Here is a 12489-nt window from a genome sequence, read left to right as displayed (position 1 = left end):
CGCTACTCGAAGTACCGGCGCGGAACGTCGACGAGCATGGTCGTGATGTCGGCGTCGCTGACGCCGCGTTCACGCAGCGCGGGCAGGACGTCGTCGCTGATGTGGCGATAGTTCCACTTGGGCAGCGCCTGCTTCTTCGCCTCGTGGTCGAACCAGTCGATGAAGCACGACGCGTCGTGGGCGAGTGCCATGCGGTCGGCGTAGCCGCGCTTGCACAGTTCGGCGACCGTGTTCACGCGGTCCTCGAACGGCAACAGCAGATCGAGACCGAATCGGTCCATGCCCAGGATGGAGCCGGCGTCGGCGATCTTCATCAGGTAGTCGAGGTCGACGCTGTCGCCTGAGTGTCCGATGACCACCTTCGTGAGATTGGCACCCTCCTCGGCCAGCACCCTCTGTGCCACCAGACCCGACTGGGTGTGCGGGTTGGTGTGCACGGTGATGGGTGCACCGGTCTGCGCGCTGGTCTGCCCGACGGCTCGCATCACGCGTTCGACGCCGGGCGTCAGGCCCTGCTCCTCGATGGCGCACTTGAGGAATGCGGCGCGTACACCGGTGTCGGCGATGCCCTCGGTCAGGTCCTTGGTGAACAGATCCACCAGCGGTTCGGGCACGTCGAAGAGAAGGCCGGGACCGGCGTAGTGGAACTGGAAGGGTATGTCGTTGTAGGTGTAGAGCCCCGTCGCGACGACGATGTTGAGATCGATCTGCTCGGCGATCCGCTGTATACGCGGAATGTACCGGCCGAGACCGAGAACCGTGGGATCGAGGATGGTGTCGATCCCGAGTTCCTTCAGTTCGGCGAGGTCGTGGACGGCCTCGGCGACTTTCGCGTCCTCGTCCCAGTCGTCCTGGTAGTTCTGCCGGAATTCCTCGCCGACGATGAAGACGTGTTCGTGCACAAGCACTTTGCCGAGTTCGGCGGAATCGACCGGCCCTGCGGCGGTGTGGACGGTGACCACGAGAACCTCCTCGCCGGGTCGCCTCGTTGCGCACCCGCTGGGCCGAACCCTAGTGGACCGGATTCGGCGTGTACGGCGTTTCGGTCGGGTTGGCAGTGCTCGTGGACGTCACCGATGAGTTCCGGATGGACGGCTGGTCTGACATCGTGACGAGAACGCAGGCCCCGCGAGCACAGGAGCATTCCGATGGGAAAGATCCACGTCCACGAATTCATCACCCTCGACGGCAGTTACGAGAACCCCGGTTTCACGATGCCCTACGGGTTCACCGACCGGATGAGCGAGGTGGTGGGTGGTTTCACCGGCGCGTGCGATGGCATCCTGTTGGGCCGCAAGATGTTCGAGATGTTCGGACCGGCCTGGTCGGAACGCACCGTCGACGACGACCCCGGTGCGCCGTTCTTCAACGAGACCACGAAGTACGTCGTGTCCGGCACGCTCGACGAGGCGACGGGCTGGCAGAACTCCGAGGTCATCGGGGCGTATGACCCGGAGAAGATCGAGAAGCTCAAGAACGAGCACGACCTGTACATCACCGGCAGCGGCACTCTCGTCCGAGCTCTGCTGCACGACAAGCTGATCGACGAACTCCACCTTCTCGTCTACCCGGTGGTGCTCGGCACCGGCGCACGCCTCTTCGACGGCCTCGCCGACCTACCGCTCACGCTGGTGGAGACGGAGTCCTTCGACAACGGCGTGGTGCACCTGTCCTACTCGTCCACCGGCGAAGGCGTCAGGTGAGCTCCATCGCGCTGAGGAGCAGCTGCGCCACCTCGGCGTAGGCGCGGTGCTCCGCCTCGCAGAACGCGATCTCCTCGTCGCCGAGCTCGGCCTTGCGGGCCGAGGCGAGGTTGTCCATCCACTCGCGCATCTCGGCGGCGCAGATGTCGAAGAACTCGTGGACACGTTCGGGATCGCGCCGGCACGCGATGAGCACGGTGGTGGGGGACAGCTTGTTCCCGGGCTTCTGGTTGACGCGCAGCAGCGCCAGCAACGCTCCGGGAAGGCGTTCGCCGCGACACCGGTGTGCGGCTTTCCGGCCGCCCTCCAGACGGGCGATCATCTCCGCGCGGGCCGAGCCGGCGAACTCGTCCCAGCGGCGCAGCGCGGCGTCGAGATTGGCGGGGCTGAACACGGCGACGTCGAGGCGACGTTGCGCGTACACGAGGCCGTTGCGGACGACCACGGCGATCTCCGGCCAGCGCGGCGAGAACTCGGAGACGAGCATCCCGAGGACCGACGGGGCCGGCACCGCCGAACTCAGAATCGTCACGATCTCCAGCGCGCGTGCGTCGCGCGTGGGCCGGAGGAGCGACGTGCCCGACGACCGCAGGAAGATGGCCTTGCGGGGGCTGATCACCACCGGCCGGCCCGCCGCCGCCATCGCCGCCCGGACCAGCTCGACGAGATGGTCCTTGGACTGCGGCACCACCCCGGACTCGGCCGGTGCGTCGAGCGGATGGGCCAGCGAGGCGAAGCGGATCGTGTCGGCATTGGTGGTCTCCGGGTCGAGCGCGTGCGCACCCAACCCGCGGCCATGACCCTCGGCTCCGGAGGCGTGGTCCGTGGACTCGACGTCGGCCGAACCCGACGTCAGTTGATGCCGGGAGTAGGACGGATCGCCGATGCTGACGAAGGACGGGTGGATGACTCCCCAGACCTCGCGGAGCGCTCGTACCGCCGCCCGTGCGAGGTCACCGAACCGGTGGTCGGCGACCTCGTAACAGAAAGCGCTGCGACCCTCGAGCCGGCACCAGCCCCGGTCGACGATGAAGGTGGCCTGCCGCATCCAGCGGTCCTTGTCGGTCCACGTCAGATCGCCCGCGGAGATGGTGCAGCGCAACCGGTCCTCGTCGGCGACCGCGAACGTCATCCGCCTGCGCCAGCCACCGGCCGCCGCCTCGACCACGGTCAACGACTGACCGGGCGCCAGCTGCGGCACGCGGTCCGCGAGGGTGTCGGTGAAGTCCCGCCATGCCGCCTCGACGACGGCATCGAAATCGGGGGACATTCGCACTCCTCAAGCTGGGGTCTTCGTGAATGACGGCCGCCGGCGAACCCGCGGAACTCGAATATTACGACGCCTTCCTGACACCCGGGTGAGATCTACAGCCGAGAGGAATGCCTCCTCGATTCGTCCCTCGCCGCTTCGGGGCGGTCGGATTCGCGGTAGGTCGAATGCCACGGGAGTCGACGGTCGAGGTAGTCCGCACAGGTCAGCCGCGAGTGTCGTGGGGTGAGACCGGTCAGCGACTCCCACGTCACCGAGTTGACGATCCGAACGGCGGCCGACCCCATGCGGGTCGGGTGCCACGTGTCGGCGGACTCGAGCGGACCGATCACCCGGGCGACCGCGGTGCGCGGTGGGGTACGGGCCTGCTCTGCCCGCGAGATGTCGCAGAGGACGCAGGTACTCGCCGACGCGTGGTGGCGGCGTCGAGCCCAGGATTCGGCCCGCATCGGAATCACCGTGAGTTGCACGAGCCTTCCGCGCGGATCGGGTCCCCGGCTCGTGTGGGTCGACGGCGCGACCAGTTGCCGGTGATCGCCCGTACCCGTCCGGTACGACGCCAGGGTCTGTTGCGTGGGCACCTCGATGTAGTCGTCGGTGTCGAAGTCGGGCGTGCCGGTGAACACCTTCCCGCTGATCGCGTTGACCCCGTCCACGCCGATCATCACCAGGAACGGGTGCTGATGCGGCGAGGAGAAATCGATCCACGTCGCTTCGGACTGCCACATCGGGATCACGGCGTCGGCGTCACCCGTCGGAGAGCCCTGCGCGAGACGCAGCGTGGTGTCGGCGGTGAGTCCGGCCTGGTCGGCCAGATCACCGGCGCGCAGAGTCCGGGGAAAGGTGACATGCAGGCGGGCGTCGGGTCCCAACTCGGGGAAGGTGAAGGTCAGCGTGCCGTGGTCGGTGGTGAGGGTCATGCAATGCTCCGATGGAATGCCCGGACGGGGTCGCGCGCAGGAGACCCCTTACCCGATATAGCTCACACACCACCGTCGCGCTGGAGTACGGAACCGGAATCCTCCGGGTGGACTACCCGGAAAGCGCCAGGCGGGGAAGCGGTGTCGTGCGCGCGGTCACTTGGCCGTCGGGCGACTGTCGGCCGCGTCGTCGGAGAGGACGACGACACGGAGCGCGGCGCGCAGATTGTGGGTCGTCGCACGCCAGGCGTCGGCTTCGTGACGGCATGCGTCGGCTTCGGCCGCATCGGAGGCCGCAGCCGCGTCGGCCGCCGAGCGTCGCCAGGTGAGGTACTGCTCCTCACAGGTGTGGATGAACGAGAGGATGTCGGCCTGGTTGTACCGGCAGATCTTCGCGACCTCGCGGGCGCTCAGCGACCGGCCGTCCGGGTCGAGTTCGAGCAGCGTCTGCAACGCATCCGGCAGGCGTTCCTCGGTCTCGGGAAGATCTGGTGTCGCGCTCTGCGTGATCTGCTCGATGACGTTGGGCGCGCAGTCCGCGAGGAAGCTGAACCACTCGGCGAGCGCAGAACTCAGGTTGTGGGGGTGGAAGACCGCGCACTCGAGGGTCAGTGTCGCGAACACCTCGTTCTGGAGGAGGTGGACCCGGACCGCAGAACCCATCGTCGGCTGGGCCGCGACGATGTCGGCCGCACGTCTGCGGTCGGTGATGTCACCGGCCAGGCGCGCGAAGAACTCGAGACGGGGCGCGTCCGACCGGGGGCTCAGCCACGACGAGACGGGCTTGGTCGGAAGGGCGATGTCGCCGTCGGCGTCGGTCTGGATCCGGCAGCCGGTCAGGTCTTCGAGCGAGCCGACGAGCAGCGCACGCAGGTGATCGTCGTCGAAGGGCTGGACGGCCACCTCGATCTGCGGCTCGGCACGTGCCGCGGGAGAGTGGTCCAGGAAAGCCGGATGCACGACCTCCCAGACCTGACGCAACGTGGCCACCGTCGCGTGGGCGAGTTCGTCGACGCGTCGGCGGCCCACCTCGTAGATGTGGGTGCGGTTGCGCAGCCGACGCCAGCCGAGCGCCTCGAGCATCTCGAGATGCTCGAGGAAGTACTCCTCGGTAGGGTGCAGATCGGTGTCGTCGATGGTGCACCGCAGGCGGTTCGAACCGGTGAGGGTGAAGCGCAGTCTGCCGTGAGGACCTTCGGGGATCAGGGGGTCCAGCTGGATGGTGAGCGTCGAACCGGGGGTGAGGTTGGCCAGGCGGTCGCCGACGTGAAGCTGGAATGTGCGCCAGGCGTCATCGATGTTCGAGTCCACGGTGAAGTCGGTTGTCATGTCGACTTCCTTTCTCGTGCGCTGCGATCGAGAGCGCCCAGTGCTGCGGGGAAAACGTGCGTCGGGTTGCGGTCGGTGTCGGTGCGGGACGAGCAGTCCGGATGAGCCGGCTCAGACGATGACCGACCGCGAACCTCTTCGGCACCAGGTTAGGTGACCGGGGAGACATTGTTGGTCGGTTGATCAGACCTGATGCTGGAACCGTACCGCGCTCGGGGTCACCCGGCTGACTCAGCAGGCGGTCATGCCAGGAACGCGGGCATCACAGCAGGTCAGAGCAGGTCGACTTTCATGCGGCCGGCGACGAGTAACGCACCTCCGCCGGCGGCTCCGGTGCCTGGCCGGACTCCTCGGGTGGCGGGACGTACTCGCTGGTGGTCGGTTCGGTGGTCGTCGGTGTCTCGGTATGGGTCTCCGCCGGTGGCGGAGCCTCGTAGGTCGACGTGTCCGCCGGCGGAGCCGACCTCGGGATCTCCGGCGGTACGGCGGTCTGGGATGCGGGGCTCTCGGATTCGGACTTCGGGGACGCGGGATTCTCGGACGAACCGGACGACGGCGCCTCGGCCGGACCCGATGCACCGGAACCCGGCTGCTCCGACGAGTCGGAGGCGGGTGCGACGGCCGGCAGGCCGTTGTCCTTTGCGGCACGCTCTACGACCGCCGGCGCGGCGGCCGGGTTGCCGGCCTCGAGCAGTCCGTTGCGTTCGGCGTCCTCGTCGGTGCCCGCCGCGAAGGGTGTGTTCAGGTCAGCCGGAGTGGGCAACAGTTCGGAAAGAGGTGGCAGTCCCGACAGATCGAGCAGTCCGCCCATCGTCCGAGGCAGGATCTCGCCGGTGAGGAAGTTCAACAGCTGCAGGACCGACCCGCTCGTCTCCGCGACCGGTGTGGGTGCGCCCGGAACGATCATCGACGTCCGGCTGACCGCGGTGACGTTCTGGTTGTTGTAAGCGATGCGGGTGACCTCGCGGCTCTGGTAGCCGGGCCACGGCTGACCTTCGAGCCGGTAGCCGCCGAGGGGTGCCGAGACCGGTGGTGCAAGGGGATTGCCGCTCGAGCACATCGTGCGCGGAACGCCCGCTGCGTCGACGTACACCGATGTGCCGCGCTGCAGGACCGATTGGAACGGTTCTGCCCGCCCCGACGTGTAGGTGTGGTTCGTGACCCAGGTGTCGGCGGTCAGGACCACCGGGGTGAGGGTGTTGAGGTAGTGCGGGATCGCGGCGGTGCTGATCCCGAAAACGCTCGTCCAGGCGGCGGCCGTCGCCGGATCCGCCATGAGCCGGTCGCTGAGTGCCGCGGTGTCGCACGCGGAGGTGTCGCCGGTCGCGTACAGACCGGCCTCGGTGCCGTTGACCGCGCGGCCACCCAGGTCGGGGGCACCGACGCTCGCCGAGAGAGCGACGTTTCCCGGCAGGTTCCCCGCACCGGCGACGAGCACCGGGTCGGTGAACGGATCGACGCCGGGATCGTTCGCCGCGGCCAGCGTGAGGCCGGGTACGTAGATGTCACCCTTGCGGGCCTTCACGACGAAGACGATCCCGGCGGCGAGCACGAGGGCCAGGACGACGACGATCGCACCGAGAACGAGTGTGAGGGCCCGCCGGTTCTGGGGCTGGGGAGGGCTCGCACCGAACGGCGTCGAGGGATGGATCGGGAAACCGGGCGGATAAGTCATCGGGGCGAACTCCTCTTGCCGACGCGCCGGCGACAACGGACGCGGTCGTGGCGGGCGGAGGCGCTCGCCGAGTTCGAGTATCAGCGGCGCGTCGGACGCCAGGCAAGGCCTGACCAGCGAAGATCGGTCATCTGCGGCCAAATCTCGACCGTTCGGACCACTCGGTGTAACACCGCGATCGACGGACCCGACAAACCGGTCTGGGTCCGGGGGACAGGCGTCCCGCTCAGATCCGCCCGAACACCATCGAGTCGTCGATCTTGCTGATGCGGTGGTCGATCGCGTCGCGGTAGTAGTTGTGGCGGACCTTCCAGTGCCCGTGGGTGCCCGACTTCGGCAACGCGTCGGGCGACCGCTCGACGTATCCGGCCTTGAGATCCCACAACGGTTGAGATGGCATCGGCTCCGAACCGAGATGCGGGTAGGCGTGGGTGTAGCCGTTCTCGCGCATGTACTTCACCAGGTTCGCCACCGACCGCGCCGTCATGTCGGCGCGCAGCGTCCACGAGGCGTTCGTGTAACCCACCGACCAGGCGAGATTGGGGACGTCCTCGAGCAGGTGGCTCTTGAAGACGAAGCGGTCGTGTGGCTTCACCTCGTCACCGTCGACGCGCAGGCGCGTGCCGCCGAACCCGAGCAGCTGCAGACCGGTGGCCGTGACGATGATGTCGGCATCGAGATGCCGTCCCGAGGTCAGGCGCACGCCGGTCTCGTCGAAGCGGTCGATGTGGTCGGTGACCATCTCGATCGATCCCTCGGTGATGCCGTTGAACAGGTCGGCGTCGGGAACCAGGCACATGCGTTGGTCCCACGGGTTGTAGGTCGGGTTGAAGTGGATGTCGACCGGATAGTCCTCGGGCAGGTTCGCGGCGACGTTGGCGCGGATGAGTTTCCGGCCGAGCTTCGGGAAGCGGTGGGTGAGATGCACGATCGCCGCGGTCTGCGTCGCATAGCGCAACCGGATCGCCCGGTGGGCGGCGGCGGGCGGAAGCAGTTTCTTGAGGGCCGGTGCGAGGTAGGCCTTCTGCTTCGACGAGAAGATGTACGACGGTGAGCGCTGCAGCATCGTCACGTGGGCGGCCTGGTCGGCGAGGTTCGGGATGAGGCTGACCGCCGTCGCGCCGCTGCCGATGACGACGACGCGTTTGCCGCGGTAGTCGAGATCCGCCGGCCAGTGCTGCGGATGGATGATCTGCCCGGTGAAGTCCTCGGCGCCCGCGAACCGGGGTGTGTAGGGCTGGTCGTAGTCGTAGTAGCCCGTCGCGAAGACCAGGAAGCGGCAGCGGTAGGTCTCGGACCGCTTGTCCTCCCCGTCGCCGACCTCGACGCCCAGCGTCCACGTGTCGGTCGACGAATCCCAGTCGGCGGTCAGCACGTGCTGTGAGAACCGGATCTGATCGGCGATGCCGTACTTGTGCGCGGTGTGCTCGATGTACTTCCGGATGTCGTCGCCGTCGGCGAGTGCGCCGGGTTTGCGCCACGGCTCGAACGGATAGCTGAGCGAGTAGATGTCGCTGTCGGAACGGACCCCGGGGTATTGGAAGAGGTCCCACGTGCCGCCCACCCGAGCACGCCGTTCGAGGATCAGATAGTCGGCGTCCGGGTTCTGCTCACGCAGGCGATACGCGCAGTCGATGCCGGACAGACCGGCCCCGATGATGATGACATCGCGTACGCGGGTGTCGGGATCGCTTGCTGGGCGGGCGGGGTCGATCGCGGTCACAGGAACCTCCTCCGTGGGATGCCTCGGGTGGTGTCATCATGCAACACTTGTCATCAGATGTGAACGGAATCACACCGACTGTCACGACGATAGGCCTCCGGCCGACGACCCGGGGCCGGGGGGACGGCACATGACGCAGGACAAGCCCACCTACTGCCGGATCTGTGAGCCGCTCTGCGGGATGATCGCCACCGTCGACGGTGATCGGCTGGTCTCGCTGCGGCCCGACAAGGACCACCCGCTGTCGAAGGGGTTCGCCTGTCCCAAGGGCATCGCTTTCGCCGAGATCGTCAACGACCCGGATCGTCTGCGTCATCCGCTGCGTCGACGCCCCGACGGCGACTTCGAACAGATCTCCTGGGACACCGCCCTGGCCGAGATCTCCGACCGTCTCCGCGAGGTCCAGCGCGCACGGGGCAGCGACGCCGTCGGCTGGTACTTCGGCAATCCCGCGACGTTCTCCACCGGGCACGTCCTGTGGGCCGCGGTCTTCATGAACCTGCTCGGGACACCGCATGTGTACTCGGCGGGATCGCAGGACGTGAACAACCGCTTCGTGGCGAGTCACTTCCTGTACGGCAACCCCGTCGCCGCTCCCATCCCGGACATCAACCGGGTCGACTACCTGATGATCATCGGCGCCAATCCCGTTGTGTCGCACGGCTCGGTGATGAGCTCGCCACGCATCCGCGAGGGGCTCAACGCGATCACCGGGAGGGGCGGCACCGTTCTCGTCGTCGACCCGCGGCACACCGAGACCGCCCGCGAATTCGATTGGCTGCCCATCACCCCCGACACCGATGCACTGTTCCTGCTGTCGCTGCTGCAGGTGATGTTCGACGAGGGATCGGTCGACGAGGAGCGGTTGCGGCGCCGGGCGCGCGGGGTCGACGACTTGAAGGCGATGGTGGCCGGCTATGCGCCGGAGGTGACCGCGGCCCGCACCGACATCCCGCCGGAGAAGGTTCGGGAGATCGCCCGGGCCCTGGTCTCGACCGAACGCGCCACCGTCTACGGACGCGTCGGGACGTCCCTGGGCCGGACGGGCACGCTGACGACCGCACTGCTCGACATGGTCAACCTCGTGGCCGGCAATCTCGACGTGGTCGGAGGGTCGATGTTCGGCGACCTCGGTGTCCCCGGACAGCGACTGGGTGTGGCTGCACTCCAGCGGATTTCGAGCTTCGCCTGGGCGGGGCGGCGCAGCCGCGTCGGGAACCTGCCCCAGGTGTTGGGCACTGCGCCGGCGTCGTTGATGGCCAAGGAGATCACCACGCCGGGAAAGGGACAGTTGCGTGCGCTGTTCGTCAGCGCGGGCAACCCGGTGCTCTCGGTACCCAACGGCGACGAACTGCGCGCTGCGCTCGACGACCTCGATCTCCTTGTGTCGCTGGACATCTACCGCAACGAGACCAACGCCCACGCCGACTACATCCTGCCGGCCACCACGATGTACGAACGCGAGGATTTCCTGCTCCCGTTCCAGGCGCTGTTCACGACGCCGTTCAAGCAGGCGACCGAGGCGGTGATCCCGCCTCAGGGCGAGGCGCGTGAGGAGTGGACGGTGATCAACGAGCTGATCGGAGCGCTGTCGAGGCGGAATCCGCTGCTCGGTGCGTTCCACCTCGTCAACGTCGTCACGCGACGTCTCGGACGGCCGGTGACCCCGCGCGTGGTGTCCGACCTGGTGATCCGGATGGGCCTGGGCGGTGATCGATTCGGTCTACGACGCGACGGGGTGACCTATCGCAAGCTCGTCGAGAGGTTCCCGCACGGGATCGTCGTGGCCGACGGTCTCGCTCCCGGGCAGCTGAGAAAGACGGTGACGTTCGCGGATCGGCGAATTCGGCTGGCGGCACCGGAGTTGATGGACGAGGTCGAGCGGCTGACCGTCGACCCGGACGAGCAGTATCCGTTGCGGCTCATCGGTATGCGGGAGATCCGCTCGGAGAACAGTTGGCAGCACAATGCGCCGATGCTCCTGCGCGGAGGCCGGTCGCACGCGGCCCGGATGCATCCCGACGATGCGAACCCACGCGGTCTCGGCGAGGGTGACCTGGTGACCGTCGCGTCACGCCACGGCCGGATCTCGTTGCCGGTGACGATCACCGAGGACATCAAGCCCGGTGTGGTCGCGATCCCACATGGCTGGGGACACAACGGTTCCGGCGGTTGGACCCGTGCGAACGCGGCTGCCGAGAACGACCTCGGTGCCGGCGGGGTGAACGTCAACGCCCTGATCTCCTCGGACCCCGCCGATCTCGAACGTCTGGCGGGGATGGCGAACATGACCGGGGTGCCGATCCAGGTGTCCGCGCTCGTGGCCGGCCGGAGCGATGTCGACGTATCCGCAGGCACGGCTGGGTAGTAGAGCCAGACATGCCGATTCCCTGAACGAGCGCTCTTGCTCATTCAGGGAATCGGCATGTCATCATCCGGTCGGCTTCCGTCCCGATGCATCGGGGCGTCATCCCGCTCGCGAAGTCCCGACTCTTCCGCGCTCGGGGCGTGCGATGGATGGACCGGCGGATCTGGTTACGCCGCAGGCGGTGTCAGAACGGCATCGATCAGGTACACCTGGGCGTTCGAGGTGGTGACGCCACCGCAGACGATGCCGGCGTCGTTGACCTTCAGGTTGTCGCCCTCACCGGTCACGGTGACCTTCTGGCCTTCGAGGGTGGTGTGTTCACCGAGGGCCTTGTCCGGGGTCGCCTGACCCTCGACCACGTGGTAGGTCAAGATCTTGGTCAGCATGTCCTTGTCGGTCTTGAGCTTCTCGACGGTCTCCGGCGGCAGCTTGGCGAAGGCGTCGTCGGTCGGGGCGAAGACGGTGTACTCACCGTTGTTCAGCGTCTCGACCAGGTTCACGTCGGGGTTGAGCTTGCCGGACAGAGCGGCTGTGAGGGTGGTGAGCTCGGGGTTGTTCGACGCGGCGGTGGCGACCGGGACAGTGGCCATACCGGCGATCGACGCGGGGCCGGAGGGGTTGGCCTCGGCGTAGGCGGCGCAGCCGGGGCCGACGAGGTTCGCGGCCGGATCGGCGGCGGCGCTCTCGCTCATCGAGGTCATTCCGGTTGCTGCGCTGGTGGTTTCGCTCGACGAGTCGTTGTCGTCACTCGAACAGCCGGCGATCAGGCCGACGGCGAGGACCAGTCCGGTCACCGCTCCAGCTACACGGGGAACACGCTTGATCATCGTTGATCCAATCTCTTCGAGAGGTTTCGGCTGCTCCTCTGGCAGCCTCACAAGCGCATTCGACACCGTGTCAGAACCGGATGGGTCGATTCGGATCGGTCAGTTCTGCATCCACTCGGCGTCGGCCCAGTCCTGGCCCTCGGAGATGGCTCCCATGGTGGTCTGTCCGTCCAGTGCCTCACGAATGATGTCGGCGTGTCCGCAGTGGTGGGAGGTCTCGCGGAGCAGATGCAGGATCATGGTGCGGATCGTGGACCACTCGCGCTCGGGCGTCCAGGGTGCGGTGGGCTGCGGGATGAGTTCGTCGAGGCTCTCGGCGTCGGCGATCACGCGGTCGAGTCGAGCGGCGTTGCGGTCGTAGGCCTCCAGCCATCCGGCGAGGGTTTCGCCCTCGATCAACTCGTATTCGGTTGCTGCGCGGCTCATGTCGAATTCGGCGTTCTCGTCCCGCTCGGTGATGACCTTGGCGGCGTTCTCCTCCCCGTTGGCGAGGTGCTTGATCAGAGCACCGATGGTCAGCGTGCTCACCGTGGTCTGCCTGCGGGCCTGCTCGTCGGTCAGGTTGCGGGCGGCGATCTTGAGCAGGTTGCGCTGGTCCTGCAGGAGGGTGAGGAGTTCGCGCTTCTCTCCGGTGACATCGACGCTGAGTTCTGCGGTGGTGTAGGTGCCCATGG

10 protein-coding genes are annotated in these 12489 nt (G+C 67.2%); 2 read left to right on the top strand and 8 right to left on the bottom strand.

Going from position 1 to position 12489, the window contains the following annotated elements; translation table 11 throughout:
• Positions 1 to 2 precede the first annotated feature (2 nt).
• Positions 3 to 962 (bottom strand): phosphotriesterase family protein, encoded by a 960-nt coding sequence (locus IHQ52_RS03870; protein ID WP_238064119.1) that lies wholly within the window; start codon positions 960 to 962, stop codon positions 3 to 5.
• A 186-nt stretch (positions 963 to 1148) separates the two neighbouring features.
• Between IHQ52_RS03870 and IHQ52_RS03865 the strand changes: the two genes are divergently transcribed.
• Positions 1149 to 1703, top strand: coding sequence for a dihydrofolate reductase family protein (locus IHQ52_RS03865; RefSeq protein ID WP_238064118.1), 555 nt, complete (start codon positions 1149 to 1151; stop codon positions 1701 to 1703).
• On the opposite strand, the gene IHQ52_RS03860 is transcribed toward IHQ52_RS03865, so the two are convergent.
• From IHQ52_RS03860 to IHQ52_RS03840, 5 genes are all read right to left on the bottom strand, one after another.
• A complete protein-coding gene (locus IHQ52_RS03860) occupies positions 1696 to 2973 on the bottom strand; it encodes a TY-Chap domain-containing protein (RefSeq protein WP_096272675.1) in 1278 nt (425 codons plus the stop codon). The two genes, IHQ52_RS03865 and IHQ52_RS03860, sit on opposite strands and share 8 nt — an antisense overlap.
• 95 nt (positions 2974 to 3068) lie before the next feature.
• Positions 3069 to 3893 carry a hypothetical protein gene (locus IHQ52_RS03855; protein ID WP_238064117.1) on the bottom strand — a complete coding sequence of 275 codons (825 nt, stop codon included), beginning with the start codon at positions 3891 to 3893 and terminating at the stop codon, positions 3069 to 3071.
• A gap of 156 nt (positions 3894 to 4049) precedes the next feature.
• Positions 4050 to 5222 (bottom strand): TY-Chap domain-containing protein, encoded by a 1173-nt coding sequence (locus IHQ52_RS03850; protein WP_096272679.1) that lies wholly within the window; start codon positions 5220 to 5222, stop codon positions 4050 to 4052.
• A 289-nt stretch (positions 5223 to 5511) separates the two neighbouring features.
• Positions 5512 to 6897, bottom strand: coding sequence for a DUF6777 domain-containing protein (locus tag IHQ52_RS03845; protein ID WP_238064116.1), 1386 nt, complete (start codon positions 6895 to 6897; stop codon positions 5512 to 5514).
• A gap of 226 nt (positions 6898 to 7123) precedes the next feature.
• Complete coding sequence (locus IHQ52_RS03840; RefSeq protein ID WP_024498930.1) at positions 7124 to 8620, bottom strand: flavin-containing monooxygenase; 1497 nt, start codon at positions 8618 to 8620, stop codon at positions 7124 to 7126.
• 130 nt (positions 8621 to 8750) lie between these two features.
• On the opposite strand from IHQ52_RS03840, the gene IHQ52_RS03835 reads away from it, so the two are divergent.
• Complete coding sequence (locus IHQ52_RS03835; protein ID WP_024498931.1) at positions 8751 to 10988, top strand: molybdopterin-containing oxidoreductase family protein; 2238 nt, start codon at positions 8751 to 8753, stop codon at positions 10986 to 10988.
• Positions 10989 to 11155: 167 nt separating this feature from the next.
• On the opposite strand, the gene IHQ52_RS03830 is transcribed toward IHQ52_RS03835, so the two are convergent.
• Both IHQ52_RS03830 and IHQ52_RS03825 read right to left on the bottom strand, forming a co-directional pair.
• Positions 11156 to 11815, bottom strand: a complete 660-nt coding sequence (locus tag IHQ52_RS03830; protein WP_024498932.1) for a fasciclin domain-containing protein — start codon at positions 11813 to 11815, stop codon at positions 11156 to 11158.
• 99 nt (positions 11816 to 11914) lie between these two features.
• Positions 11915 to 12487, bottom strand: a complete 573-nt coding sequence (locus IHQ52_RS03825; RefSeq protein ID WP_024498933.1) for a mycothiol transferase — start codon at positions 12485 to 12487, stop codon at positions 11915 to 11917.
• Between the last annotated feature and the right edge of the window lie 2 nt (positions 12488 to 12489).

The sequence above is a fragment of the Gordonia amicalis genome (genome assembly GCF_022059885.1).
Taxonomy (GTDB): domain Bacteria; phylum Actinomycetota; class Actinomycetes; order Mycobacteriales; family Mycobacteriaceae; genus Gordonia; species Gordonia amicalis.
The sequence above is the reverse complement of the archived record's forward strand: the minus strand, read 5'-3'. Positions and strand labels throughout refer to the sequence as shown.

Bases quoted from the DNA above. Each gene is read 5' to 3' on its own strand.
- IHQ52_RS03855 (WP_238064117.1), bottom strand. From the start codon at position 3,893: ATGACCCTCACCACCGACCACGGCACGCTGACCTTCACCTTCCCCGAG.
- IHQ52_RS03865 (WP_238064118.1), top strand. From the start codon at position 1,149: ATGGGAAAGATCCACGTCCACGAATTCATCACCCTCGACGGCAGTTAC.
- IHQ52_RS03860 (WP_096272675.1), bottom strand. From the start codon at position 2,973: ATGTCCCCCGATTTCGATGCCGTCGTCGAGGCGGCATGGCGGGACTTC.
- IHQ52_RS03830 (WP_024498932.1), bottom strand. From the start codon at position 11,815: ATGATCAAGCGTGTTCCCCGTGTAGCTGGAGCGGTGACCGGACTGGTC.
- IHQ52_RS03845 (WP_238064116.1), bottom strand. From the start codon at position 6,897: ATGACTTATCCGCCCGGTTTCCCGATCCATCCCTCGACGCCGTTCGGT.
- IHQ52_RS03825 (WP_024498933.1), bottom strand. From the start codon at position 12,487: ATGGGCACCTACACCACCGCAGAACTCAGCGTCGATGTCACCGGAGAG.
- IHQ52_RS03835 (WP_024498931.1), top strand. From the start codon at position 8,751: ATGACGCAGGACAAGCCCACCTACTGCCGGATCTGTGAGCCGCTCTGC.
- IHQ52_RS03850 (WP_096272679.1), bottom strand. From the start codon at position 5,222: ATGACAACCGACTTCACCGTGGACTCGAACATCGATGACGCCTGGCGC.